This window comes from Streptomyces odontomachicola, from assembly GCF_039605595.1.
GTDB lineage: Bacteria > Actinomycetota > Actinomycetes > Streptomycetales > Streptomycetaceae > Streptomyces.
This window is the reverse complement of record NZ_JBCFOK010000007.1, coordinates 268,490-294,521: the sequence shown is the minus strand read 5'-3', so window position 1 is coordinate 294,521 and position 26,032 is coordinate 268,490. Positions and strand designations below refer to the sequence as shown.

Below are 26,032 nucleotides of genomic sequence, written 5' to 3'. Positions count from 1 at the left end.
CGTGTTCGGACGTCGTCGCAAGAAGAGCGAAGAGCCTGAGACGGGCGCCTCGGACGGGTTCGAGACGGAACAGGACGCCGCCGGGGACGAGGGCGCCGACGCCGTGACCGAGGCGGAGGCGGCCCGTGTGAAGCTGCCGCCGCCTCCCCGCCCCGACGGCCCCTGGGACGTCGAGGAGGTGACGGACCCGACGCAGGGCCGCGTCGACCTCGGCGGGATGTTCGTCCCGGGTGTCGAGGGCATGGAGCTGCGGGTCGAGGTCGCGGGCGACGCGATCGTCGCGGCCACCATCGTGCTCCAGGACAGCGCGGTGCAGCTCCAGGCGTTCGCCGCACCGAAGCGCGAGGGCATCTGGGACGAGGTGCGCGAGGAGATCGCCTCCGGCATCACCCAGCAGGGCGGCGTGATCGACGAGGTCGAGGGCCCGTTCGGCTGGGAGCTGCGCGCGCAGGTGCCGGTCCAGCTTCCGGACGGCACCAACGGCGTGCAGGTCGTGCGCTTCATCGGCGTGGACGGCCCGCGCTGGTTCCTGCGCGGGGTGATCTCCGGGCAGGGCGCGGTGCAGCCGGAGACCGCCGGGCTGCTGGAGCAGATCTTCACGGACACCGTGGTGGTGCGCGGCGAGTCGCCGATGGCGCCCCGCGACCCGATCGTCCTGAAGCTCCCCGAGGACGCGCAGATGGTTCCCGACGGTGTCCAGCAGGAGACCGTCGAGGAGGGCTCCCGCTTCGCGGGCGGCCTGGACAAGCTGCAGCGGGGGCCGGAGATCACCGAGGTCCGCTGAGCGCTGCGCGGCTGTAGCCCGCTGCCGAATGCCGAGCCCCATGAGGGGCTCGGCATTCGGCATTTCAGGGGCCCTGTGCCGCGCGTCCCCGACGGCCTGTCCGGGGCGCGGCCGCGGGCGTGCGCGATGCGGCCTCCAGTTCGGCGCAGGCGCGGACCAGCTCCGCCGGGCCGTCCGCTGTGCCGGTGACGATCAGCCGCACCTGCTCCGTGCGCTCCCGGGCGAGGCGTACGGCTGTGCGGTGTCCGATCCACACCCGCGCGACGAGCCCGAGCGCGGGCACCGCGGCGAGTACGGCGAGCAGCGGGGCGGGGAGGGCGTCCAGCGGGCCCATGGAGGTCTCCTGTCGGTCGGCGGCCGGTATGACACAAGCCTCCTGCGAGTGGGGAGTTTCCTTCTAGGCTGGTGAAACAGCGGGAAACTCGGGGCAGTTGGCGGAGCAGGGGGAGATGCATGCCAGGTGGGCGTCCTGCGAAGGACGGAGGGCCGGAGCGCTATCCGGAGCTGGGCGAGCTGGCCGAGTGGTTCCGCCAGGCGATGGCCGACGCCGGCTATGAGAGCCCGAACGCCGTCGTGCGCGCCGAACTCGCCCAGCGCAACGTCGTCTACGGCATCCACAACGGCACCCGGTTGCTCAAGCGGGAGATCCTGCGTGCCCTGGCCATCGGGCTGGGCCGCGACCCGGCCGAGGTCGAGCCCCTGTGGATCCGCGCCAAGGAGGCCATGGACCGGGCGGCGGCGGCGCGTCAGGAGGAGGCCACCCGGCGGCTGGTTTCCTGGGCCCAGCTTCCGCTCCCCGCCCTCGCGGCGCGCAACCTGGTCGAGGCCCAGAGCAGGGCGGTGGAACGGCTGCCGTACGACGTCCTCGGAGTGGAGGAGCCGCCGCTGTCCGCGGTCTATGTTCGGCAGCACATCCGTATGCCTGTGCATGATGAGGACGGCTCATCGCGCGCCGCGAGCCGTGCGGGAGGCGAAAGCGGGGAGAGTCCGGCCGGGTTCGACCGGGGCGAGGCGGGGGACGTCCGGGAATCCGTGCTGCCGGTGCCCGACGCCCTGGCGCGTCATGAGCATCTGCTGATCACCGGTGAGCCGGGAGCCGGGAAGTCCACCCTCTCCAGCCATCTGGCCTGGACGGTGTCGCGGATCTGGCTGCGCGAGGACAGCAGCCTGGAGTCGCCGCTGACGGAGCCTGTCATTCCCGTACGGGTCTCCGCACGCTCGCTGATCGGGGAGGGCGGGTCCTGGAGTTCGGTGCTGTGCGCGGCCGTACGGGCCAGCCTGGGGCGGAGCCTGGTGTGCGACCCGCCGTCCGGGCTGTTCGGGGGACGAGTACAGGGAGCGCGTTGGCTGGTGATGGTCGACGGCCTCGATGAGATCGCCGACCGCCAGGCGCGGACCGGAGTCATCCGCACGATCGCCCAGCACGCCCGTACGGGCAGTGACTACCGCTTCGTCGTCACCACCCGGCCCTTGCCCGACACCGAACTGGCCCCGCTGCGCGGCTCGCTGACCGGTTCGTACGTCATGGAGCCCTTCGGGGACGCGGAGCTGCGGGACTTCGCGGGCAAGTGGTTCGCCGCGCAGCACTCCGGGGACAAGGAGCGGGCCCGCTCGGCCGCCGACCGCTTCCTGAAGGAGACCGAGGACGGCCGGCTGCACGAGCTCGTACAGAACCCGCTGCTGGCCACGATCGCGGCGGTCAACGCCACCGTCGACCCGGCGAAGCCGCTGCCCACCAGCAGGCTCAGCCTCTACCAGGGGTTCTGCGAAAACCTCCTCAGCCGCGGTGTCAGCACGGGCAGTTCGCGCACGCGACTGCGCCGTCGCTACCAGGACGACCCCGAGCGGCGCGACTTCCACGTCTGGCTCGACGCCCGGAAGGCCGCGCTGCTGGGCGCGCTGGGTCGGCGGAGGGTCGAGGCCGAGGGCTCGCTGATGGAGGCGGCGAGGGTCTGGGTGGGGGAGCACGGCGAGGGAGACCTGTTGGGAGGGTGGGAGGCGGAGCTGCGCGAGTTCCTCTCCGGGACCGGCATGGTCGTCCCCGACGGGGACGACTTCCGCTTTCTGCACCATTCCTTTGCGGAGTTCATGGCCGCGCGGTCGTACGCGGAGGAGATACCCGAGGACTTCCCGGAGATGGAGACCTGGGTGCGGCGGGCGTTCCAGGGGGACGAAAGGACCTTCGCGCTGTTCGTGTTCTGCCTGTGGTCCGAGCGGGCGGAGTGCGAGGCGGACCGGATCGCCCTCCAGCTCCTGGACGGTTCGGCGGGCGGCCACCAGCGGAAGCTTCTGGCCGGCGTGCTGATGGCCGAGGGAGCGCGGTTCAGCGAGGAGAACCACGAGCGGGTGCTCGACCACCTGGAGGCCATCGGGTTGCACGCCCTGGACCCCGACGACCGTGACGCGGCCTTCGAGGCGCTGGGGGCGCTCGGCCAGCACCCGGGTGTGCTGGTGCGGCTGGAGCGGATCGCCGCGCGGGAGACGCTCAGCGAAATGACGCGTCTGCGAGCCGTTGAGGCTTTCAGCCGGGCGGGGGCCCGCGAGGACGCCGAGCGGCTGCTGCTCGAGGTGATGGACGCGATGTGGGGAGCCCTGCCACGCGCCACTCGGGTGGCGTGCGGGGTCAGCGACACCGCACGGGAGGCCGCCCGGCGCCGGGCGCACGCGCTGGTCCGGGGCCCGGCCGTGGACGCCTTCGAACTCTCCGTGGCGGCGGAGGCCCTGGAGTGCCTGGGGGACCCGGAACAGACGGAGGCGTACGCGGCACGAGCGATCGAACATCCCGGTGCGCGACGAGACCATCTGAAGCGCGCGGCAGAGGCCTGGCTGAAGGCACGCCCCGCCACCGCTCCGTACGCCATCGAGCGGTGCGCGGCCGGGCGTCCGCCGACCGACCAGGTCGGGCGGGCGACCATAGCCGAGGCACTCGATGCGGTGGGGGAGACCGAGCCCGCGGGCAGGATCGCCCGCACTGTGCTCCGGAGCGGTGTGGGATACAGGGATGTGCTCGACACCGCGGCACGGATCTGGCTCAAGGCCCAGGGCGAGGAGGGGCGCTCGGAGATCGTCGCGGCGATAGGGGCGAGCGACGCTCAGCTCGGCCACGGGCTGTGGGTGCCGGGTGTGCTGATGGAGGCGCTGGCCAAGGCGGGGCTGGAACCCGACGGCCTCGAGTGGGCGCCCGATGTGGTGGGTGACCACCGGTGGGGCGTGTGCGGAGGTGGCGACGTCATAGCGGCCTGGCTGGCGGCGGAGGGCAGCGCGGCCGTGCCGGCCGTGATGGAACGCACGCAGCGGGGCCGTGCATTGGCACATGTGGACCGGCTCGACGTGGCGAACGCGCTGTTGGACGCCGGGGCCAGGGCCGAAGCGGGCGAGGTCGCGGAACTCACCCTGCGTACTCCCCTGCTCCGGGCCGACTCCTACGAGGAGGCCGCCGGCGTGTTGCTGAAGGTGGAGGACGACGGCGTGGGCGAGCGGCTGGAGCGTGTGTGGCGCACGACACCCCTGCTCGCCGCGGACAGCAGATGGCTGCGCGGCATGATCGACGCGTTGAAGCAGGGCGGAGAGGAAAGTCTGTCCCGGTTGCGCTGCCGCTTCGCGCGCGAGCTGGTGGCTCTGGGGCAGGCCCAGGGAGACGACGTCTTCCATGCCCTGCGGGTGCTCGCCGACAGCGAAGGGCACGAGGCGGTGCCGGAACTGGTGCGGCACCTCGAGCAACACCCCAAACTCACCTGGCACCGACGCAGGGATCTCGCCCAGCAGCTCGCGTCCATGCGCGCTGATGCCGCCGCGAGGGACGCATGGCGGCATCTCCTCCGGCGTCCCTCGGCTCCCGAGCGGTGGGAATTGTCGTTGCTCCTGGACGTCCAGGCGGCCGGCGCAGTCGACGACGCGCGGGAGTGGCTCCAGGAGCTGATCGCGGATCCGGAGACCTTCGGGGCCCGGAGGCTGAGGTTGCGGCAACTGCTCGCGTGGCTGGAGGCGGGCGAGGCCAGTGAGGCCCAGAAGACCGGCTCGGCGGCCGAAGGCGCTGACCAGGTGCCCGTATAGACCCCGTCAAAGGCCGTGCTCAGGGCGTATCGGAGGCGTTAACGGGAGCCGTTGCGGGGGTGTGGCGGGGGTTTTCTGGGGCGGTCAGTGAAATACCGGACTACCCGTTGGGAGCCCCTCGATGGCCGATCTGGCCTTCGTCGCCGTCGCCTGCGCGGTCTTCGCGCTCGTGGCGCTCGTCGCCAAGGGAGTGGACAGGCTGTGAGCGCCGAGAACGTCATCGGCCTCGTGGTCGCCCTCGCGCTGCTGGGCTACCTCGCCCTCGCCCTGGTCTTCCCGGAGAGGTTCTGAGCGCCCGTCATGAGCACCGTCACCGCTGATGTGCTCCAGATCGGCGCGCTCGTCGCCGTGCTGGTCCTGGTGCACCGCCCCTTCGGCGACTACATGGCCGCCGTCTACAGCTCCCGCAGGCATCTGCGCGCCGAGCGGTGGATCTACCGCTGCATAGGCGCCGACCCCGATGCGGAGATGCGCTGGACCGCCTACCTGCGCGGGGTCCTGGCCTTCTCCGCCGTCGGCGTGCTGTTCCTCTACGTACTCCAGCGGGTGCAGGACAAGCTCCCGCTGTCGCTGGGCTTCAAGCCCATTTCGCCCGACCAGGCGTTCAACACCGCCGCCTCGTTCGTCGCGAACACCAACTGGCAGTCGTACGCGGGCGAGTCCGCCATGGGCCACCTCGTGCAGACCGGCGGGCTCGCGGTGCAGAACTTCGTGTCCGCCGCCGTGGGCATGGCCGTCGCGCTCGCCCTCGTACGGGGCTTCGCGCTTCCCCGAGCTCTCGGCTCCGCTCGAGCAGGGGAGACCCCATTCCGCACCGGGGAGCTCGGCAACTTCTGGGCCGACCTGGTGCGCGGCACCGTCCGCATCCTGCTGCCGGTCGCGGCCGTGGCCGCCGTCGTGCTGGTGGCCACCGGCGCCATCCAGAACTTCGCCGCGCCGCACGCGGTGCACACCCTCTCCGGCGGCACCCAGCACATATCCGGCGGCGCCGTGGCCTCGCAGGAGGCGATCAAGGAGCTGGGCACCAACGGCGGGGGCTTCTTCAACGCCAACTCGGCGCACCCCTTCGAGAACCCCACGGGCGTCTCCAACCTGCTGGAGATCGCGCTGATCCTGGTCATCCCGTTCTCGCTGCCGCGTACCTTCGGCCGGCTCACCGGCAGCCTGAAGCAGGGGTACGCGATCGTCGCGGCGATGGGCGTGATCTGGCTCGCGGGCGTGATCGCGGTGACGGTGACCGAGTACGCGCACCCGGGCACCGCCGCGCAGCTCGCCGGCGGGGCCATGGAGGGCAAGGAGCAGCGTTTCGGCGAGGGCTCGTCCTCGCTGTTCTCGGTGTCCACGACCATGACCTCGACCGGCGCCGTGAACTCCTTCCACGACTCCTTCAGCGGCCTGTCCGGCGGGGTGCTGCTGCTCGGCATGATGCTGGGCGAGATCGCGCCGGGCGGTGTGGGCTCGGGGCTGTACGGGATGCTGGTCATGGCCGTGATCGCGGTGTTCCTCGCGGGCCTGATGGTGGGCCGTACCCCGGAGTTCCTCGGCAAGAAGATCGGCACCCGCGAGATCAAGCTCGCGGCCTGCTACATCCTGGTCACCCCCGCGCTGGTGCTCGGCGGCACCGCGCTGGCCATGGCCCTCCCGTACGGCAAGGAGGCGATGACCAACACCGGCGCGCACGGCTTCTCCGAGGTGCTGTACGCGTACGCCTCGGCGGCCAACAACAACGGGAGCGCCTTCGCGGGGCTGAGCGCGGACACGTCGTTCTTCAACACGACGCTCGGCATCGCCATGCTGCTGGGCCGCTTCCTGCCGATGGTGTTCGTGCTGGCGCTCGCGGGGTCGCTGGCCCGGCAGGCGCCGGTCCCCGCGACCGCGGGCACGCTGCGCACCGAAAAGCCGCTGTTCGCCGGGTTGCTGGTCGGGGCGATCCTGATCATCACCGGGCTCACCTTCTTCCCGGCGCTCGCGCTCGGGCCGCTCGCGGAGGGACTGTCCTGATGAGTACGACGACACGGGGCACGACCCCGGACACCACGACGCCGGGTGCGACCACACCGGCAGGGCCGCACGAGGAGGGGCAGGGGGACGTCCCGGACGCGCCCGGTGCTGGACCCCAACGGGCCGTCGGCGGCGGGCTGTTCGACCCGCGCCAGATGCTGGCCTCGCTGCCGGACGCGTTCCGGAAGCTGGACCCGCGGACCATGGCGAAGTCGCCGGTCATGTTCGTGGTGGAGGTCGGCTCCGTGGTGACCACGGTGCTGGCCGTCGCGAACCCCGGCGACTGGTTCGGCTGGGTGATCACCGCGTGGCTGTGGCTGACGGTGCTGTTCGCCAACCTGGCGGAGGCCGTGGCGGAGGGCCGGGGGAAGGCGCAGGCGGACACGCTGCGCAAGGCGAAGACCGACAGCGTGGCCCGCAAGCTGGTGGACGGCGTCGAACACCGCGTACCCGGCACCGAGTTGTCCATCGGCGATCTGGTGGTCTGCGAGGCCGGCGATGTCATCCCCGGCGACGGCGACGTGGCCGAGGGCGTGGCCTCGGTGGACGAGTCCGCGATCACGGGCGAATCGGCGCCGGTGATCCGGGAGTCGGGCGGTGACCGCTCGGCGGTGACCGGCGGCACCCGGGTGCTCTCCGACCGCATCGTCGTGCGGATCACGACCAGGCCGGGCGAGACCTTCATCGACCGCATGATCGGCCTGGTGGAGGGCGCGGCCCGGCAGAAGACGCCCAACGAGATCGCGCTGAACATCCTGCTCGCCTCGCTCACCGTCGTCTTCCTGCTCGCCGTGGTCACCCTCCAGCCGTTCGCGGTGTACGTGGGGGCCAGGCAGTCCCTCGTGGTGCTGGCCGCGCTGCTGGTGTGCCTGATCCCCACCACGATCGGGGCGCTGCTCTCGGCGATCGGCATCGCGGGCATGGACCGCCTCGTACAGCGCAACGTGCTGGCGAAGTCGGGCCGCGCGGTCGAGGCCGCGGGCGATGTGTCCACGCTGCTGCTGGACAAGACCGGCACCATCACGCTGGGCAACAGGCAGGCCGCCGCCTTCGTCCCCGTACGGGGCACCAGGGCGGCGGAGGTCGCGGACGCCGCGCAGCTCTCCTCCCTGGCGGACGAGACCCCGGAGGGGCGGTCCGTCGTGGTGCTGGCCAAGGAGGAGTACGGCCTCAGGGAGCGGCACCAGGGGGAGCTGGAGCACGCGGAGTGGGTGCCCTTCACCGCGCAGACCCGCATGTCCGGTGTGGACGTGGACGGGGTCAAGGTCCGCAAGGGCGCGGCCGGTTCGGTGATCACCTGGGTGCGGGAGCGCGGCGGAGAGGTCGCCGAGGACGCGGAAGCGCTGGTCAACGAGATCTCCGAGGCGGGCGGCACTCCGCTGCTGGTGGCCCGCGAGGACGCCGAGGGCGCCCGTGTCCTGGGCGTCATCCACCTCAAGGACGTGGTCAAGGAGGGGATGCGGGAGCGGTTCGACGAGCTGCGCGCGATGGGCATCCGCACCGTGATGATCACCGGTGACAACCCGCTGACGGCGAAGGCCATCGCGGAGGAGGCGGGCGTGGACGACTTCCTCGCCGAGGCCACTCCCGAGGACAAGATGGCGCTGATCAAGCGGGAGCAGTCCGGCGGGCGGCTGGTGGCCATGACCGGGGACGGCACGAACGACGCCCCGGCGCTGGCGCAGGCCGACGTGGGTGTCGCGATGAACACCGGGACCTCGGCCGCCAAGGAGGCCGGGAACATGGTGGACCTCGACTCCAACCCCACCAAGCTCATCGAGATCGTGGAGATCGGCAAGCAACTGCTCATCACCCGCGGCGCGTTGACCACGTTCTCGCTGGCCAACGACGTGGCGAAATACTTCGCGATCATCCCGGCGATGTTCGCGGTGGCCTACCCGGGGCTGGACAAGCTGAACATCATGCACCTGGCCTCGCCGCAGTCCGCGATCCTCGCCGCGGTCATCTTCAACGCGCTGATCATCGTGGCCCTCGTGCCGCTCGCCCTGCGGGGCGTGCGCTACCGGCCGCTGAGCGCAGACCGGATGCTGCGGCGCAACCTCGCCCGGTACGGACTGGGCGGGCTGATCGCCCCGTTCCTCGGCATCAAGCTCATCGACATGCTCATCACTCTGATCCCCGGGGTGGGTTGACCGTGAACAACTCCGTACGCAGCACTGCCCGGCTCGCCTGGGCCGCGTTCCGCGCGCTGCTGGCGCTCACCGTGGTCTGCGGTGTGCTCTACCCGCTCGCCGTGACCGGCGTGGCGCAGGCCGCCTTCCCCGGCAAGGCCAACGGCTCGATGGTGAAGGCGGACGGCAAGGAGGCCGGCTCCTCGCTGATCGGCCAGTCATGGAACGGGAAGGACGGGAAGCCGGACCCGAAGTGGTTCCAGGGGCGGCCGTCCAACAGCGAGTACAACGCCCGGGAAACCGGCTCCAGCCAGCTCGGCGCGAGCGATCCGCGGCTGGTCAAGAGCGTGAGGGAGGCGAAGCGGCAGGTCGCCGACTTCAACAAAGTGCCCGAGTCCCGGGTGCCCAAGGACGCGGTGACCGGCAGTGGTTCGGCGGTCGACCCGCACATCTCGCCGGAGTACGCGCGCCTCCAGGCCGACCGCGTGGCCCGCGCCAACGGGCTCTCCGCGGGTGCTGTGCGCAAGCTGGTGGACCGGCACACCGAGGACCGCTCGGCGGGCTTCCTGGGGCAACCGCACGTGAACGTCCTGGAGTTGAACATCGCCGTGCACAAGGCGGCGCGGGGCTGAGCCGAGGGTTCGTCGCGGGGCCGGTCAGCGGGCGAGCCGCGCCAGCTCCGTACCCGCCAGGAGGAACGCGCCGACGCCGAAGTCGGCCGTGCTCTCCCGGGTGACCGGCCGGCCCGACTCCGGCCGGTCGCCCTCGCCCTGCACAAAGCCGAGCAGCCCGTCGGCGTGCAGGGCCTTCGCCGTCATGCCGTGCCAGGCCGCGGCCGCCGACCGCAGATACGGGTCGCGCGGCAGCAGCCCCGTACGGACCGCGTACGCCATCCCGTACGCGAAGAAGGCGGTGCCGCTCGTCTCGGGGCCCGGGAGGTGCGCGGGGTCGGCGAGGTTGACGTTCCAGAAGCCGTCGGGGCGCTGCGCCCGCAGTACGGCGCCGAGGAGCCGGGCGAGGGTCGCGCGGTATTCGGCGGCGTGCGCTGCGGTGCGCGCGCTGCCCCGGGAGAGTGCCGCGAGGGTCTTCACATGGCCGCCGGCCACCCAGCCGTTGCCGCGCGACCACAGCACGGGGCGGCCGGTGGGCGAGAGCACCGGCTTCCCGGTGGGCGAGTACGTGCCGCCGGGGAGGAACCTCTTGTCCCGGTACCAGAGCCCGCGCCCGGCGTCGTACAGGCCGGTGCCGCCCTCGGCGTGCTTGGTGTGCGCGTACAGCCGGTGCAGCTTCCGCGCGTAGCCGGGCTCGTCGCGCAGGACGGCCAGCCGGGCGAACGGGGGCATGGCCATGTGCAGGGCGTCGTCCCATGACCAGTCGTCGTCCTTTTCCGGCCGGTCGGTGAACACCATGCGGTGCAGGGACGTCTCGATCGCGGCGATCTGCGACCGGTCGCGGCCGCCGTCCGCCTCGTACAGGTCCAGATACGCCTGGCCCGCCGCGTGGTCGTCGGGGTGCCGGGTGGTGACGCCGTGGAGCAGGCCGTACGCGTGCGACTCCGCCCAGCCGCGCGCGTACCGCAGGTGGCGGGGCTCACCGGTGAGGCGGTGCAGCGCGAGCAGGCCGCTGAAGAAGGTGGCGCGGGCCCAGCCGTTGTCGCCGGGCTCGCGGTGCGCGGCGATCCACTGGCCGGCCGCCCGGTGCAGGGCCTCGGCGATCTCCGCGCGGGAGGGGAGCGCGGCGGCGGTCGCGGGGGAAGCCAGAGCCGTCGCGAGCGCGGCGCCGCCGGCCCCGGCGAGGAAGCGGCGCCTGGACATGCCGGGGCCGGTGTGTCTGCTGTGCACGCTGCTCATGATGCGGCGGGCCATGGCGGGGCAAAACCTGGGTGAAGCGGTCGCCAATTGTCCGGATCCTGCTCGTATCGGGGAATGAGCGGTGCGCCTGGGTGCGTTGTGAGCCCTCAAATGACCGCTGTTGAGGGGGAGTTGTCGATGTACGTCGTATCCGGTGCCACCGGGAATGTCGGCCGCCATCTGGTCGCCGAACTCGCCGCGGCGGGCGCACCCGTCCGCGCGCTCACCAGGAACCCCGGCGCCTCCGTCTTCCCCGCGGGCGTCGAGGCGGCCCGCACCTCCGACCTGCCGCTGGCCGGCGCCGAGGGGCTGTTCCTGAATCCGGCCGCCTTCTGGGACGGAACGGAGGAGGTGCTGCGCCGCGCGGTGGACGAGGGCGTGCGGCGCGTGGTCCTGCTCTCCTCGGAATCGGTGAGCAACCAGCTGGCCGGCAACGCCATCGCCGAGCACCACGCGCGGCTGGAGCGCGCCGTCGAGGCCACGGGGCTGCGGTGGGTGCACCTGCGGCCCGGCGCCTTCGCCGCGAACGCCCTCAACTGGGCGGGCATGCTCGCCGAGGGCGACACCGTGTACGGGCCGTACGCGGACTCCCGCACCGCGCCCATCCACGAGGCCGACATCGCCGCCGTGGCCGCCCGCGCGCTGCTCTCCGGCGAGCACGACGGGACGACACCCGAGCTGTCAGGGCCCGAGTCGCTGAGCTTCACCGACCAGGCGCGCATCCTCGGCGCCGCGCTGGACAGGCCGCTGCGCTACGAGGAGCTGCCGCCCGAGCAGGCGCGCGCCGCCATGGAGCACAACGGCATCCCGGGGCCCATCGCCGACGCGCTGCTCCAGTACTGGGAGGCGACCGTGGGCAAGGACGTGCCGGTCAGCGGCGAGGTCGAGCGCATCACGGGGCGCGCGCCGCGCAGCTTCGCGCAGTGGGCGGAGGAGAACGCGGGGAAGTTCCGCTGAGCCGGGCAGGGCGCAGGGCTCAGGGCGGGTTCCGGTGGGCGGGCGGCGTCGCGGTGGGCCGCTGGGGCCGCGAGCGGACCCCGTGACCTTCCGGGAGCGCCGGGGCGTCACGGTGACCTGGCCAGTCCATACGGAACCCTGACGCCCTGAGCCGCCCGAGCGGCCTGAGCGCCCGCCGTGAGCGGTGACAATGAGGGCATGGCGTCAGCACGGCAGACGCGGCGCGGAACGCTGCGTATCCATCTCGGGGCCGCCCCCGGAGTCGGCAAGACCTACGCGATGCTCTCGGAGGCGCACAGGCGGCTGGAGCGCGGCACGGACGTGGTGGTCGGCCTGGTCGAGCACCACGACCGGCCGCGCACAGAGGTGCTGCTGCACGGCCTGGAGCAGGTGCCGCGGCGCGAACTCGCGCACCGCGGCTCGGTGTTCACGGAGATGGACACCGACGCGGTGCGCGAGCGGCGGCCCCAGGTCGCGGTCGTGGACGAGATGGCGCACACCAACGTGCCAGGCTCGCGCAACGAGAAGCGCTGGCAGGACATCGAGGAACTGCTCGCGGCCGGGATCGACGTGATCACCACGGTCAACATCCAGCACCTGGAGTCGCTGGGCGACGTGGTGGAGTCGATCACCGGCGTGCGCCAGCAGGAGACCGTGCCCGACGAGGTGGTGCGCCGCGCCGACCAGATCGAGCTGGTGGACATGGCCCCGCAGGCGCTGCGGCGGCGCATGGCGCACGGCAACATCTACTCCTCGGACAAGATCGACGCCGCGCTCTCCAACTACTTCAGGCCCGGCAACCTCACCGCGCTCCGCGAGCTCGCGCTGCTGTGGACGGCCGACAGGGTCGACGAATACCTCCAGCAGTACCGCTCCGAGCACGCCATACGCTCCACCTGGCGGGCCCGTGAGCGGATCGTGGTGGGGCTCACCGGCGGCCCCGAGGGCCGCACCCTCATCCGGAGGGCGGCACGGATGGCGGCCAAGGGCTCGGGCAGCGAGATCCTCGCCGTCTACATCTCCCGCTCCGACGGCCTCACCTCGGCCTCGCCCAAGGAGCTCGCCGTGCAGCGCGGCCTGGTGGAGGACCTGGGCGGCACGTACCACCACGTCATCGGCGACGACATCCCCAGCGCGCTGCTCGACTTCGCCCGCGGCGTGAATGCGACCCAGATCGTGCTGGGCTCCTCGCGGCGCAAGGCGTGGCAGTACATGTTCGGCCCCGGTGTGGGCGCGACCGTCGCCCGTGATTCGGGGCCCGACCTGGATGTGCACATCGTGACCCACGACGAGGTGGCCAGGGGCCGCGGACTGCCCGCCCAGCGCGGCGCCCGGCTGGGCCGCGCCCGCACCGTCGGCGGCTGGCTCATCGCGCTGGCGGCGCCCTTCCTGCTGTCGCTGCTCATGGCGGAGATCGACCCGCACATCGGCTTCGCCAACGAGGTGCTGCTCTTCCTGGTGCTCACCGTCGCGGCCGGCATGGCGGGCGGGCTGCTCCCCGCGCTGGCCTCGGCGGCGCTCTGCTCCGGGCTGCTGAACTACTACTTCACGCCGCCCACCCACACCTGGACGATCAGCGACGCGCGCAACATCGTCTCGCTCGCCGTCTTCTTCGGTGTGGCGCTCGCCGTGGCCTCGGTCGTGGACCTCGCCGCGCGCCGCACCCACCAGGCCGCCAGGCTGCGCGCCGAGTCGGAGATCCTCTCGGTGCTGGCCGGCAGCGTGCTGCGCGGCGAGGACTCCCTGGACGCCCTGCTCCAGCGCGTACGGGAGACCTTCGGGATGGACGCGGTCGCGCTGCTGGAGCGCTCGGGAGAGCCCGGCGACTGGACGTGCGTGGGCAGCTCGGGGGAGATCCCCGAGGCCGGCGAGACGCGCCCGGACACCGGCGATGTCGACATGCCGATCGGCGACGACGTGACCCTGGTGCTGTACGGGAGGGCGCTGCCCGCCGAGGACCGCAGGGTGCTCGCCGCCTTCGCCGCCCAGGCCGTCGCCGTACTCGACAGGCAGCGTCTCGAGGGCCAGGCCGAGCAGGCGCGCGAGCTCGCCGAGGGCAACCGCATCCGCACCGCGCTGCTCGCCGCGGTCTCGCACGACCTGCGCACCCCGCTCTCCGCGATCAAGGCGTCCGTCTCCTCGCTGCGCTCCGACGACGTGGAGTGGACCCCGGAGGACGAGGCCGACCTGCTGGAGGCCATCGAGGAGGGCGCCGACCGGCTGGATGCGCTGGTCGGCAACCTGCTCGACATGTCCCGCCTCCAGACCGGCACCCTCGCGCCGCTGATCCGCGAGATCAGCCTGGAGGAGGTCGTGCCCAAGGCCCTGCGCGGCGTGCCCGAGGGCACCGTGCGGCTGGCACTCGCCGAGGAGCTGCCGCTGGTCGCCGTCGACCCCGGGCTGCTGGAGCGCACGGTCGCCAACATCGTCGAGAACGCGGTCAAGTACAGCCCCTCCGACAAGAAGGTCCTGGTCCGCGCGAGCGCCCTCGCCGACAGGGTGGAGCTGCGCGTCACCGACCGCGGCCCCGGCGTGCCCGACAGCAGCAAGGACCGCATCTTCGAGCCCTTCCAGCGCTACGGCGACGCCCCGGCCGGCTACGGCGTGGGCCTCGGCCTGGCCGTCGCCCGCGGCTTCGCCGAGGCCATGGGCGGAACGCTGGAGGCCGAGGACACACCGGGGGGCGGCATGACGATGGTGCTCACGCTGCGCGCCGCACACGGCCGCGACCCCCGCAGGACGCCACTGGAACCCCGCAGGACACCACTGGAGAGGACATCCCATGCACCGGGTGCTCGTGGTCGATGACGAGCCGCAGATGGTCCGCGCCCTCACGATCAATCTGAAGGCGCGGAAGTACGAGGTGGACGCGGCGCCCGACGGGGCCACCGCGCTCCGGCTCGCCGCGGACCGGCACCCCGACGTCGTGATCCTCGACCTCGGGCTGCCCGACATGGACGGCGTCGAGGTGATCCGCGGCATCCGCGGCTGGACCCGGATGCCGATCCTTGTGCTCTCCGCGCGGCAGACCTCCGACGAGAAGGTCGAGGCACTGGACGCGGGCGCCGACGACTACGTGACCAAGCCGTTCGGGATGGACGAGCTGCTGGCCAGGCTGCGCGCGGCGGTGCGCCGCGCCGAGCCGGGCGGATCGCCGTCCGAGGACTCCGGGGTGATCGAGACGGCGGGCTTCACCGTGGACCTGGCGGCCAAGAAGGTGCACAGGAACGGCAGGGACGTGCGCCTCACGCCCACCGAGTGGCACCTGCTGGAGGTGCTGGTCCGCAACACCGGGCGGCTGGTCAGCCAGAAGCAGCTCCTGAAGGAGGTCTGGGGCCCGGCGTACGGGACCGAGACCAACTATCTGCGCGTCTACATGGCCCAGCTGAGGCGCAAGCTGGAGGCCGACCCCGCGCACCCCGCGCACTTCGTGACCGAGCCGGGAATGGGCTACAGGTTCGAGAAGTAGCCGGAAGCGGCGAGTGCGCGCCGGTGCTCCCGGGAGCGCTTCCCGGCGTGCGCGAGGACCCGCGATCGATGTCGCCCGGCACGGGTACGCTGGCGGTTATGACAGGTGCCACCCACCGGGCCGACAGGGCGCCCGGACCCGTCGACAGCAAGCCCAGGACGACCGGGGGAAACCGGTTCCGGCGCTTCCTGGAGCGGCTGGGATCCTCCGAGGAGGATCTGCGTTCCGAGGAGCTGCGGCAGGACGCGGACAGCAAGGGCTGCACGCGGATCTGCGACTGCGGCGACCGGCAGATAGTCCGCGTCACCGGCACCCTGCGCACCGTCACCCTGCGGCCGCGCGCCGGAGTGCCGACGCTGGAGGCCGAGCTGTTCGACGGTTCGGCCTCGCTGGACGTGATCTGGCTGGGCCGCCGCGCCATCACGGGGATAGAGCCGGGGCGGCGGCTGATCGCCTGGGGCCGGATCTCCACCAACCGCGGCCGCCCGGTCATGTTCAATCCGAAGTACGAGCTGCGACCCCTCGGACAGGAGTAGCGGGTGACATCCCTCGACAAGCCCACCGCCGGTCGTGAAGCCGCCGGTCCCCACGACACAGGACGGCGCGACGCCGAGGGCGGTGAGGAGGAGGGCTCGGCCGAGGTGACCGAGGCCGCGCTCTTCGAGGCGTTCGGCGGAGTGCGCGGCCTGGTGGAGACGACGGTCCCCGGCCTGGTCTTCATCCTGATCTACACGCTCAACAAGGACTGGTTCCCGCAGGCCGCGATCATCGCGCTGGCGATGTCCGTGGTCATGGGCGTGGCCAGGCTGGTGCGCAGGGACACCGTGAAGCACGCCTTCAGCGGCGTCTTCGGCGTCGGCTTCGGCGTGGTGTTCGCGATGATGACCGGCAACGCCAAGGACTTCTACCTCCCCGGCATGCTCTACACGCTGGGCCTGGCCCTCGCGTACCTCATCACCGCCGCCGCCGGCGTGCCGCTGCTCGGCCTGGTGCTGGGCCCGGTGTTCAAGGAGAACCTCTCCTGGCGCACCCGCAACCCCGGCCGCAAGAAGGCGTACACCAAGGCCAGTTACGCCTGGGGCCTCATCCTGCTGGCCAAGTCCGCGATCCTCTTCCCGCTCTACTTCTGGGGCGACACCGCGCAGTTCGGGTGGATCACGGTCGCGCTCAAGATCCCGCCGTTCCTGCTCGCCGTCTGGCTCACCTGGATCTTCCTCGCGAAGGCCCCGCGGCCGATCAACGTGATCGCCGAGATGGAGGCCGAGGAGGAGCGCAAGGAGGCGGCGAAGGCCGTGAGGGAGCGCTGAGCCTCCGTACACGCACGACATCGGCGGTCTGAGCGAGACTCTCGCTCAGACCGCCGAGTCGTTCGTACGCGTCGCACGTGGGATGCGCGGGGACCGTACGGGGCCGAAGCCCCTCACGCCCTGCTCAGGCCCGCACCGACAGCAGCTCCTCGAGCTGCTCCTCGCGCGCCGGCGCCGCCACGAACAGCAGCTCGTCGCCCGCCTCCAGCGCGTCGTCCGGGTCCGGTGTGAGGACGCGGTTGCCGCGGATGATCGTGACCAGCGTGGTGTCCTCGGGCCAGGTGACGTCCCCGACCCGGGTGCCCGCGAGCGCCGACTCCGGCGGGAGCGTCAGCTCCACCAGGTTCGCGTCGCCCTGCGAGAAGCGCATCAGCCGCACCAAGTCGCCCACGCTCACGGCCTCTTCGACCAGCGCCGACATCAGGCGCGGCGTGGACACGGCCACGTCCACGCCCCAGGACTCGTTGAACAGCCACTCGTTCTTGGGGTTGTTGACCCGCGCGACCACCCGCGGCACCCCGTACTCGGTCTTGCCGAGCAGCGAGACCACCAGGTTCACCTTGTCGTCGCCGGTGGCCGCGATCACCACGTTGCAGCGCTCCAGCGCGGCCTCGTCCAGCGAGGTGATCTCGCACGCGTCGGCCAGCAGCCACTCCGCCTGGGGCACCCGCTCCACCGAGATGGCCGTCGGCGCCTTGTCGATGAGCAGCACCTCGTGGCCGTTCTCCAGCAGTTCGCCGGCGATCGAGCGCCCCACGGCGCCCGCACCCGCAATGGCAACCCTCATCGCTGCCGCTCCTCCTCGGGACCCATCGCGAAGGCCGCCTCGACCTCACCGACCTGATCGCAGCGCATCATCACATGCACCAGGTCGTCCTCCTGCAGCACGGTCTCCGACGTGGGCAGCATGGCCTCACCGAGCCTGGTGAGAAACGCCACCCGCACCCCGGTCTCCTCCTGCAGCTTGCTGACCCGGTAGCCGACCCACGCGGGGGAGGCGTGCACCTCGGCGAGCTGCACCCCGCCGCTCGGGTCGCGCCACAGCGGCTCGGCGCCCGAGGGCAGCAGCCTGCGCAGCATCTGATCGGCCGTCCACCGGACGGTGGCCACCGTCGGAATGCCGAGCCGCTGGTAGACCTCGGCGCGGCGGGGGTCGTAGATGCGCGCCGCCACGTGCTCGACACCGAACATCTCGCGCGCGACCCTGGCCGCGATGATGTTGGAATTGTCACCGCTGCTCACGGCGGCGAAGGCCCCGGCGTCCTCTATGCCGGCCTCCCGCAGGGTGTCCTGGTCGAAGCCGACGCCGGTCACCCGGCGCCCGCCGAACCCGGAGCCCAACCGCCGGAAGGCCGTGGGGTCCTGGTCCACCACGGCGACCGTATGGCCCTGTTGTTCCAGCGTCTGGGCGAGCTCGGCGCCGACCCGCCCGCAGCCCATGATCACAATGTGCACGCCCGTCCCTCTCGTCCCGTACAGCGGGCCGTCCCAGCATCGCACGACTGAACGCATACGATCCTCTTCGTGTCCAGGATGACCGACGTACCGAAACGACTTCTCCTCGGGAGGGCGCTCCGCAGCGACCGCCTGGGTGAGACTCTGCTGCCCAAGCGGGTCGCGCTGCCCGTTTTCGCCTCCGACCCGCTGTCGTCCGTGGCGTACGCGCCGGGCGAGGTCCTGCTCGTGCTGTCGGTCGCCGGGGTCTCGGCGTACCACTTCAGCCCCTGGATCGCGGTGGCGGTCGTGGTGCTGATGTTCACCGTCGTCGCCTCGTACCGGCAGAACGTGCGCGCCTACCCGTCAGGCGGCGGCGACTACGAGGTGGCCACCACCAACCTGGGCCGCCGCTCGGGCCTCACCGTCGCCAGCGCGCTGCTCGTCGACTATGTGCTGACGGTCGCCGTGTCCATCTCCTCCGGCGTGGAGAACCTGGGCTCGGCCGTGCCGTTCATCGTCGAGAACAAGACCGCCATAGCCGTGCTCATGATCATCTTGCTGACGCTGATGAACCTGCGCGGCGTGCGGGAGTCGGGCAAGCTGTTCGCGATCCCCACCTACTGCTTCGTGGTGGGCGTCTTCTGCCTGATCGCCTGGGGCGCCGTACGCGGCCTCGTGCTCGGCGACGACATGAAGGCGCCCACGGCCGACTACGACATCGCCACCGAGCACACCGGCGGCCTGGGCGGGATCGCGCTGTGCTTCCTGCTGCTGCGCGCCTTCTCCTCGGGCTGCGCGGCGCTCACCGGCGTCGAGGCGATCAGCAACGGCGTGCCCGCCTTCCGCAAGCCCAAGTCGAAGAACGCCGCGACCACGCTGGCCATGATGGGCCTGATCGCGGTCACGATGTTCTGCGGCGTGATCGCGCTGGCCCTCAGCACCGGCGTGAAGATGGCCGAGAACCCGGCCAAGGACCTGCTGATCAACGGTCACCCGGCGGGTGACGGTTACACCCAGAACCCGGTCATCTCGCAGGTGGCGGCCGCCGTGTTCGGCGACGGCTCGCTCCCCTTCATCTTCCTGGCGGCGGCCACCGCGCTGGTGCTCTTCCTGGCGGCGAACACCGCCTACAACGGCTTTCCGCTGCTCGGCTCGATCCTGGCCCAGGACCGCTATCTGCCGCGCCAGTTGCACACCCGCGGCGACCGGCTCGCCTTCTCCAACGGCATCGTGCTGCTGGCCGGGGCCGCCGCCATACTCGTGCTGCTCTACAACGCCGACTCCACGCGGCTGATCCAGCTCTACATCGTCGGCGTCTTCGTCTCCTTCACGCTCAGCCAGACGGGCATGGTCCGGCACTGGAACCGCCATCTGCGGGAGGAGACCGACCCGGCCAAGCGGCGCCAGATGCACCGCTCCCGGGCGATCAACACCTTCGGCGCCTTCCTCACCGGGGTCGTGCTGGTGGTCGTGCTGATCACGAAGTTCTCGCACGGCGCGTGGGTCTCGCTGGTCGGCATGGCGCTGTTCTACGCGGTGATGACCGCGATCAGGCGGCACTACGACCACGTCGCCGAGGAGCTGGCCTCCGAGGACCAGGACGAGAAGCGGGTGCGCCCCTCGCGGGTGCACTCCATCGTGCTGGTCTCCAAGATCCACAAGCCGACGCTGCGGGCGCTCTCGTACGCCAGGCTGATGCGCTCCGACAGCCTGGAGGCCGTCACCATCAGCGTGGATCCCGAGGAGACCGCCGCGCTGCGCAAGGAGTGGGAGGAGGAGGGCATAGACGTGCCCCTCAAGATCCTCGACTCGCCCTACCGCGAGATCACCCGCCCCGTGATCGACTACGTGAAGCGGCTCCGCAAGGAGAATCCGCGCGATGTGGTCAGCGTCTACATCCCGGAGTACGTGGTGGGCCGCTGGTACGAGCAACTGCTGCACAACCAGAGCGCGTTGCGGCTCAAGGGCCGGCTGCTCTACACGCCCGGCGTCATGGTCACCTCGGTGCCCTGGCAGCTGGAGTCCTCCGAGGCGGCGAAGAAGCGGGCGCGGCGCGGCGCGGAGTGGAACGCGCCGGGTTCGGTGCGGCGCGGGCCCGCCGGGCGCCCGAACGCGAAGTCGGCAGCGGGGCTCACGTCGAGCTCGGCGAATTCGGCGCAGCGGGATGCGGCGCAGCGGGATTCGGGGCGCGGGCGGTAGGTGCCGCGGGGCGCGGGCTGCCCTGGGGCGCGCGCTGACGCGTGCCTCGCATTGCGGCCGTGGCGGGCGCCGGTTGTCCGCTGCCTTCCGTGAATGTGGCGGGCACCGGCTGTCTGGCGGGACGCGTGCCGCGGGGCGCGGTCACGGCCAGTAGAGTGGAGGGCTGCCCCGCGATCGGGGCGGCCGCAGCGCCGCCCGCCCTTCCCTCACGTACTGGAGCCACCCCGCCATGCCCGACGTCACCGCCGAATCCGCCGCCCCGTCCCTGGTGGGCGAGGAGTACGAGGTCGAGATCGGCCCCGTCGCACACGGCGGGCACTGCGTCGCCAGGACCGAGGCGGGGCGCGTGCTCTTCGTACGGCACACCCTGCCGGGCGAGCGCGTGGTGGCCCGGGTCACCGAGGGCCACGAGGACTCCCGCTTCCTGAGGGCCGACGCGGTGGAGGTGCTCCAGCCGGCCAAGGACCGGATCGAGGCGCCCTGCCCCTTCTCGGGCCCCGGCAAGTGCGGCGGCTGCGACTGGCAGCACGTGAAGCCGGGCGGCCAGCGGCGCCTCAAGGCCGAGGTGCTGACCGAGCAGCTGGAGCGGCTGGCCGGGCTGACCCCCGAGGACGTCGCGTGGGACGGCACCGTCGAGCCCGCGCCGGGCGACAAGGTTCCGGCCGGCGAGGTGCCGGCATGGCGTACGCGGGTGCAGTTCGCCGTGGACGACGAGGGACAGGTCGGCCTGCGCAAGCACCGTTCGCACGAGGTGCAGCCGGTGGACCACTGCCCGATCGCCGCGCCCGGCGTCGAGGAGCTGGGTGTCGAGAGCCGCGAGTGGCCGGGCATCGAGTCGGTGGACGTCGTCGCCGCGACCGGTTCGCAGGACCGCCAGGTGGTCCTGACCCCGCGCCCCGGACGCCGGCTCCCGATCGTCGAACTCGACCGCCCCGTCTCGGTGCTGCGCGTCGGCGAGCGCGACAAGGCGCTGCACCGCGTGCACGGGCGCGACTTCGTACGCGAGCGTGCCGACGACCGCACCTGGCGCGTCGGCGCGGGCGGCTTCTGGCAGGTGCACCCGCAGTCGGCCGAGCTGCTGGTGGACGCGGTGATGCGCGGACTCACCCCGCGCAAGGGCGAGATGGCGCTCGACCTCTACTGCGGCGTGGGCCTCTTCGCCGGCGCCCTCGCCGACCGCATCGGCGACACCGGCGCCGTGCTGGGCATCGAGTCCTCCAAGCGCGCCGTCGAGGACGCCCGCCGCAACCTGGACGACTTCGACCGGGTACGCATCGAGCAGGGCAAGGTCGAGGCGGTCCTGCCCCGCACCGGCATCACCGAGGCCGACCTCGTCGTGCTGGACCCGCCCCGCGCGGGCGCGGGCAAGCGCACCGTCCAGCACATCGCGGACCTGGGCCCGCGCCGCATCGCCTACGTGGCCTGCGACCCGGCGGCCCTGTCCCGCGACCTCAAGTACTTCGCCGAGGCAGGCTACGAGCCGCGCTTCCTGCGCGCGTTCGATCTGTTTCCTATGACGCATCACATGGAGTGCGTGGCGATTTTGCAGCCGGTGAAGAAGTAGCGCCTGAGGAGTGACGTGGCCCCGGAGGGAGCCGGGGCCACGTCATGTGTGGGCAGGGCTGGGGGAGTTACCTGTTGCCGCCCCTGTTGAGCCAGGCTCGGACCGTGCCGCCGTCGTAGATGACGGTGTAGTCCGCCCTTCCGTCGCCGGAGATGTCGCGGAAGGCGGACTTGCTGCCGGGGTAGCCGGTCTCCCTCACGAAGTTGCGGTGTTCTGTGAAGCCTCCGTGGCCCCTGCCGCCCCTGTTGAGGTAGGCGTGTACGGCGCCGCGCCGGCCGACCATGAGGTAGTCGGCCTTCCCGTCGCCGTCGACGTCTGCCAGGCGGAGCTTGCCGCGGGAGCCTGAGGGGACGCCGGGGGCCCAGTTGCGGTGCTCCTTCCAGCGCCAGCCGTCGGCCTCTCCCTCGTAGTTGTAGTAGGCGTGCGCCGAGCCGTTCTCGCCGATCCTGAGGACGTCGTCGCGGCCGTTGCCGTCGACGTCGGCGAAGCGGAGGGTCTTCGGCGGGGAGTCGGTGAAGTGGCCGTCCATATACACGTACTGCCAGCGGAACCGGCCGCCGGAGACGCCCTGGTTCAGCTGGACGAGGGCGTTCGCCTCGACGTCCGTGGGCGGGAGCAGGACGATGTCGTCGCGGCCGTTGCCGTCGAGGTCGGCGAAGCGGGTCGTCCAGTCCTCGTAGGAGGAGAGGTCGATGCCGGAGCGCACCTCCTTCCAGTGCGGCTTGCCGGGCCTCGCCTCGCGGTTCACGGCGATGCGCACCGTGCCGCCGCGGTAGACGCGTACGTAGTCGTCGCGGCCGTCGCCGTCGAAGTCGGCGAGGTCCGTGAGGCCGCCCGTGTTCTCCATGCCCGGGGCGACGACGCCCAGCGCGCGCCAGCCGGGGCCCGCCCTGCTCTCGTCACCGCCCGGATCGTCGGGGTCGCAGCCCTTGCCGTCGCCCGGTACGGGCTTCTTCAGCCAGCCCTGGTTCTCCACGAGCAGCAGCGCGTCGTGGTACGCCGTGGCCATCTTGCCGTAGCCCTCGTCGTTGGGGTGCGAGCCGTCGACGTCCTCGGGCCGCACCGCGCCCATGCCGACGAGCTTGACGCGTTTGCCCTGGTCACGGCGTTCCCGGACGATCCGGGGCAGCTCGGCGTTATAGCGGTCGATCTTGGCCTGCATGCCCGGCTTGTGCGAGGGCGGCAGCGTGCCCACGAGGACCGTGGCCTCCGGGGCGTCCCTGAGGATCTGGTCGATGAGCGAGCCCAGCCGCTCGGGGGCGCTGTCCAGCCCGTAGTCCTGGTTCATGTCGTTGGTCCCGGCCATGAGCGTGACCACGTTGGGCCGGTATGCCCTGACCGAGCAGCGGGCCTTGGAGGCGATCTGGTCGATCCTGTTGCCGGGGTGGCCCTCGTGGTCGCGGTCGGCCATCTCGCCGCTGCGCTGGGAGCCGACCATGTTCACGTCCCGCTTCATCCACGTCAGGCCGGTGTCGGTGAAGATCGCCTTGTGGCGGAGGCGCTCGCGGTAGCGCCCGCGGTATCCGTTGCCGTCGCTGCTGTTCTTCCCGAAGGCCAGGGAGTCGCCCATCGACTGGTTCTTCGTGTCGACGGGTTCGGTCTGCGCGGGCGGCTGGATGCGGCCCAACTGCAGGGCCCAGTGGTCGGAGAAGGTCCGGTCGCGGCGGAACACCTGCGGCCGGCGGCCCAGGTTCTCGTTGGTGACGAAGTAGTCCAGCTCACGGCCGCTGGTGTGGGTCTGCTGGTGGGTGCGGTAGGTCCGGGCCCCACGGGGCAGGCGCAGGTCCTCGGGGCGCCTGTTGAAGTCGCCGCCCACGGCCCACCGGTACCCGCGTCCGTCCCGGCGTCCCCAGGCCCTGACCGTGCGGTCGATCGCGCGGACCATGGCGGGGGAGTCGCTGCCGCGGCTGCGGGAGAGGCCGTGGAAGCTGAAGTACCAGTCCTGCCCGAAGCGCACGCCCAGGGCGCGGCGGCCGCGCTGGGCCGGATTCTCGACCACCCGGACCTCGTCGGGCTCCTCGCGGGTGAGGACGGCGATGTTCACGCGGCCGCCCTCGTCCGTGCCGCCGTTGGAGTCCGTCTGGAGGAAGTTGACCACGTACGGGATGCCCCGCTCCCTGCCGTCCGGGTTCCATAGGGCGTTCCGGTACGCGTGCCCGTCCCTGGTGTGCAGGCGGGTCGAGGCAACGCGTGAGCCGTTGTCGGGGTCGGTCAGGCTGGAGGGCGGATTGGGGCCGACCTCCTGCAGCAGCACGACGGACGCCTCGCGCGCGTAGTGCTCGTGCACGTGCCGCCACTTGATGCCTGACACACCGTCCGCGCTCTCTCCTTGCATGTTCCAGGCGACGACCGAGCGGTCCCGGATGTCGGCGCGTGCGGGGCGCGGCGTGAGGACGACGGCGGACAGCGAGGCGGCGACCGTGGCCATCGCGAGGAACGCCGTGAGCAGTACGCGGAGGGGTCTGGGCCATCGTGGCTTGAAGGGGCGGTGTTCACTCGTGGGCATGGTGGTCCCCCGTTTTCGGTCGTGTGCGGTGGGCAGTCCGGGAACAGGAGAGACCGTGCCGTCGCGGCACACTCAAGCCAGGAGGCGTGTGGGGCCGGTCACTTGGGGTGGCCGGGTACGGGGGGAGAGCGCTGTGGCGTGGAGTACGCGCGAGGTCGCGCAGCTCGCGGGGGTCAGCCTGCGTGCGGTGCGGCACTACCACGAGGTCGGCCTGCTCACGGAGCCGGAGCGGCGGCCCAACGGGTACAAGCAGTACGGAGTGGCCCATCTCGTCAGGCTGCTGCGGATCAAGCGGCTCGTGGGGCTGGGGTTCTCGCTGCCGCGGATCGCCGAGATGGGCGCCGACGACGGGCCTCCCGAGGAGGCGTTACGCGCCCTGGACGCCGAACTGTCCGCCGAGATCGAGAAGTTGGAGCAGTCCAGGGCGGAAGTCGGCTCCCTCCTGCGCAAGTCGGCCGCGGAGCGTCCCGAGCCCGAGGAGGAGCACCCGTTCGTCGCCTTCATGGGAACGGTGCTCGGGCCCCGCGGCAAGGAGGCGTACGCAGGCTTCGTACGCGATCACGGCACCGAGACCGCGGGGCCGCTCGGCGAGGAGGGCGAGGAGTTCGCGCACCTGCCCGCCGACGCCGACGAGTCCGCGCGCGCCGATCTGGCCACGCGCATGGCCCCCGGCATGCGCGCGCTCTTCCGGCGGCACCCGGGGCTGGACGCGCTGAGCACCGACGCGCCGCGCGGGGCGCGGTTCGCGCGCCAGGCGATCGACGCGGCGCTCGCCGACCTCTACAACCCCGCGCAGGTCGATGTCGTACGGCGGCTGAGGGCCCTGCTGGCGGGGGCGAAGGCGGGGGCGGAACAGCACTCCTGAGGGGTGACGGGGTGTCAGGCGCCGTAAGGCGGGCGCCTCATGGGGCCACCGTCGGTTATCGGCCGGTCCCGTCGCGCAGGGAACCATTCGAACTCAGTCGATATCTCAGCACCCGTACGTTCCATACCCTCCTGAGAGGAGCTGTTCCGGATGGTCCGGTTGGTGCGTCGAGTGGGTGCGGTGCTGATGACCGTCTTGCTGGCGGCGGTGGGTTCGGTGGTGTCGGCCGGGCCCGCCTCCGCCGTCATCGGCGGGTCGAAGAGCACGTACGGGCCGTGGGCCGTGCGGATGCTCGTCGACGGCAAACCGGCGTGCACCGGTACAGCGGTCGGCAAGCAGTGGATTCTCAGCGCCTCGCACTGCTTCTACGAGCAGGCGCAGCCGGTCGCCGACAAGCGGATCTCCTTCCGTGTCGGCAGCCTCGACATGCGCAAGGGCGCCACGGTGCGCCCGCTCAAGGGCAAGCGCGTGGGCAGCGCGCACGCCGACATGATGCTGATCAAGGTCCAGCCGATGAAGGCGAGCACGGCGCGGCTGTCCACGGCCCCCGTACACCGGGGTCAGAAGGTGCGGCAGTACGGGTGGGGCGCGACCTGCACCACGGACGAGAACGCCTGCCAGTCGCCGGTGCTCAAGCAGTCGGACCTGCGGGTCGTGCGGCCCGACGACCCGCGCTGCGCGGGCCACACCGCGCCGGGCGGACCGGACTTCTGCATGGAGAAGGTGAAGGGGATACCCGCGGGCGGCGACTCCGGCGGCCCGGTGATGAGCACCGGGCCGCGCGGCAGCGAGACCCTCCTCGGCGTCTTCAACGGCTCGGACCGGGAGACGACGGCGGAGGCCGGAGAGGTGTCGCAGCAGCTCAAGTGGATCCGGTCGGTGATCGGGAAGTAGCGCGGGAGACCTCC

Annotated in this window: 20 protein-coding genes; 15 read left to right on the top strand and 5 right to left on the bottom strand. The window is 71.8% G+C overall.

What is annotated here, in order from left to right:
- The first annotated feature begins 1 nt into the window (after position 1).
- On the top strand, positions 2–784 hold the full coding sequence (locus ABEE00_RS15775; RefSeq protein ID WP_345746092.1) for a DUF3710 domain-containing protein: 783 nt from the start codon (positions 2–4) through the stop codon (positions 782–784).
- Positions 785–848: 64 nt separating this feature from the next.
- Here the strand turns inward: ABEE00_RS15775 and ABEE00_RS15770 are convergent, their stop codons facing one another.
- Positions 849–1,118 (bottom strand): hypothetical protein, encoded by a 270-nt coding sequence (locus ABEE00_RS15770; protein ID WP_345746091.1) that lies wholly within the window; start codon positions 1,116–1,118, stop codon positions 849–851.
- Between the two features lie 119 nt (positions 1,119–1,237).
- Between ABEE00_RS15770 and ABEE00_RS15765 the strand changes: the two genes are divergently transcribed.
- The 5 genes from ABEE00_RS15765 to kdpC all read left to right on the top strand — a co-directional run bounded on the left by ABEE00_RS15765 (position 1,238) and on the right by kdpC (position 9,602).
- The gene (locus ABEE00_RS15765; RefSeq protein WP_345746090.1) at positions 1,238–4,837 is read left to right on the top strand and encodes a hypothetical protein; all 3,600 of its coding nucleotides are present in this window, start codon (positions 1,238–1,240) and stop codon (positions 4,835–4,837) included.
- Positions 4,838–5,038: 201 nt separating this feature from the next.
- Entirely contained in the window at positions 5,039–5,128 is a 90-nt protein-coding gene (gene kdpF, locus ABEE00_RS15760) for a K(+)-transporting ATPase subunit F (protein WP_345746089.1), read from the top strand.
- Positions 5,129–5,137: 9 nt separating this feature from the next.
- Positions 5,138–6,838, top strand: coding sequence for a potassium-transporting ATPase subunit KdpA (gene kdpA, locus ABEE00_RS15755; protein ID WP_345746088.1), 1,701 nt, complete (start codon positions 5,138–5,140; stop codon positions 6,836–6,838).
- On the top strand, positions 6,838–8,991 hold the full coding sequence (gene kdpB, locus ABEE00_RS15750) for a potassium-transporting ATPase subunit KdpB (RefSeq protein ID WP_345746087.1): 2,154 nt from the start codon (positions 6,838–6,840) through the stop codon (positions 8,989–8,991). Before kdpA ends, kdpB begins: the two co-directional genes overlap by 1 nt.
- A 2-nt stretch (positions 8,992–8,993) precedes the next feature.
- A complete protein-coding gene (gene kdpC / locus ABEE00_RS15745; RefSeq protein ID WP_345746086.1) occupies positions 8,994–9,602 on the top strand; it encodes a potassium-transporting ATPase subunit KdpC in 609 nt (202 codons plus the stop codon).
- Between the two features lie 24 nt (positions 9,603–9,626).
- Here the strand turns inward: kdpC and ABEE00_RS15740 are convergent, their stop codons facing one another.
- Complete coding sequence (locus tag ABEE00_RS15740; protein ID WP_345746085.1) at positions 9,627–10,811, bottom strand: glycoside hydrolase family 88 protein; 1,185 nt, start codon at positions 10,809–10,811, stop codon at positions 9,627–9,629.
- A 120-nt stretch (positions 10,812–10,931) separates the two neighbouring features.
- Between ABEE00_RS15740 and ABEE00_RS15735 the strand changes: the two genes are divergently transcribed.
- From ABEE00_RS15735 to ABEE00_RS15715, 5 genes are all read left to right on the top strand, one after another.
- On the top strand, positions 10,932–11,777 hold the full coding sequence (locus tag ABEE00_RS15735) for an NAD(P)H-binding protein (protein ID WP_345746084.1): 846 nt from the start codon (positions 10,932–10,934) through the stop codon (positions 11,775–11,777).
- A 198-nt stretch (positions 11,778–11,975) separates the two neighbouring features.
- Positions 11,976–14,585: a sensor histidine kinase KdpD gene (locus tag ABEE00_RS15730; protein WP_345746083.1), complete on the top strand. Its 2,610-nt coding sequence runs from the start codon at positions 11,976–11,978 to the stop codon at positions 14,583–14,585.
- Positions 14,560–15,246, top strand: coding sequence for a response regulator (locus ABEE00_RS15725; RefSeq protein WP_345746082.1), 687 nt, complete (start codon positions 14,560–14,562; stop codon positions 15,244–15,246). The genes ABEE00_RS15730 and ABEE00_RS15725 overlap by 26 nt, the downstream gene beginning before the upstream one ends.
- 98 nt (positions 15,247–15,344) lie before the next feature.
- Positions 15,345–15,782: an OB-fold nucleic acid binding domain-containing protein gene (locus ABEE00_RS15720; protein ID WP_345746081.1), complete on the top strand. Its 438-nt coding sequence runs from the start codon at positions 15,345–15,347 to the stop codon at positions 15,780–15,782.
- A 3-nt stretch (positions 15,783–15,785) separates the two neighbouring features.
- A complete protein-coding gene (locus ABEE00_RS15715; protein ID WP_345746080.1) occupies positions 15,786–16,553 on the top strand; it encodes a DUF3159 domain-containing protein in 768 nt (255 codons plus the stop codon).
- A gap of 124 nt (positions 16,554–16,677) precedes the next feature.
- Here ABEE00_RS15715 and ABEE00_RS15710 read toward each other — a convergent pair whose 3' ends face one another.
- Both ABEE00_RS15710 and ABEE00_RS15705 read right to left on the bottom strand, forming a co-directional pair.
- The gene (locus tag ABEE00_RS15710; protein WP_345746079.1) at positions 16,678–17,340 is read right to left on the bottom strand and encodes a potassium channel family protein; all 663 of its coding nucleotides are present in this window, start codon (positions 17,338–17,340) and stop codon (positions 16,678–16,680) included.
- Entirely contained in the window at positions 17,337–18,008 is a 672-nt protein-coding gene (locus ABEE00_RS15705; protein WP_345746078.1) for a potassium channel family protein, read from the bottom strand. Before ABEE00_RS15705 ends, ABEE00_RS15710 begins: the two co-directional genes overlap by 4 nt.
- Before the next feature lie 69 nt (positions 18,009–18,077).
- On the opposite strand from ABEE00_RS15705, the gene ABEE00_RS15700 reads away from it, so the two are divergent.
- Positions 18,078–20,189, top strand: a complete 2,112-nt coding sequence (locus tag ABEE00_RS15700; RefSeq protein ID WP_345746077.1) for an APC family permease — start codon at positions 18,078–18,080, stop codon at positions 20,187–20,189.
- Positions 20,190–20,418: 229 nt separating this feature from the next.
- A complete protein-coding gene (locus tag ABEE00_RS15695; protein WP_345746076.1) occupies positions 20,419–21,753 on the top strand; it encodes a class I SAM-dependent RNA methyltransferase in 1,335 nt (444 codons plus the stop codon).
- Positions 21,754–21,820: 67 nt separating this feature from the next.
- On the opposite strand, the gene ABEE00_RS15690 is transcribed toward ABEE00_RS15695, so the two are convergent.
- Entirely contained in the window at positions 21,821–24,259 is a 2,439-nt protein-coding gene (locus ABEE00_RS15690) for an FG-GAP-like repeat-containing protein (RefSeq protein ID WP_345746075.1), read from the bottom strand.
- Between the two features lie 133 nt (positions 24,260–24,392).
- Between ABEE00_RS15690 and ABEE00_RS15685 the strand changes: the two genes are divergently transcribed.
- Together ABEE00_RS15685 and ABEE00_RS15680 are read left to right on the top strand one after the other, a co-directional pair.
- Positions 24,393–25,124, top strand: a complete 732-nt coding sequence (locus tag ABEE00_RS15685) for a MerR family transcriptional regulator (protein ID WP_345746074.1) — start codon at positions 24,393–24,395, stop codon at positions 25,122–25,124.
- Between the two features lie 186 nt (positions 25,125–25,310).
- Complete coding sequence (locus ABEE00_RS15680; protein WP_345746073.1) at positions 25,311–26,018, top strand: S1 family peptidase; 708 nt, start codon at positions 25,311–25,313, stop codon at positions 26,016–26,018.
- Positions 26,019–26,032: the final 14 nt, after the last annotated feature.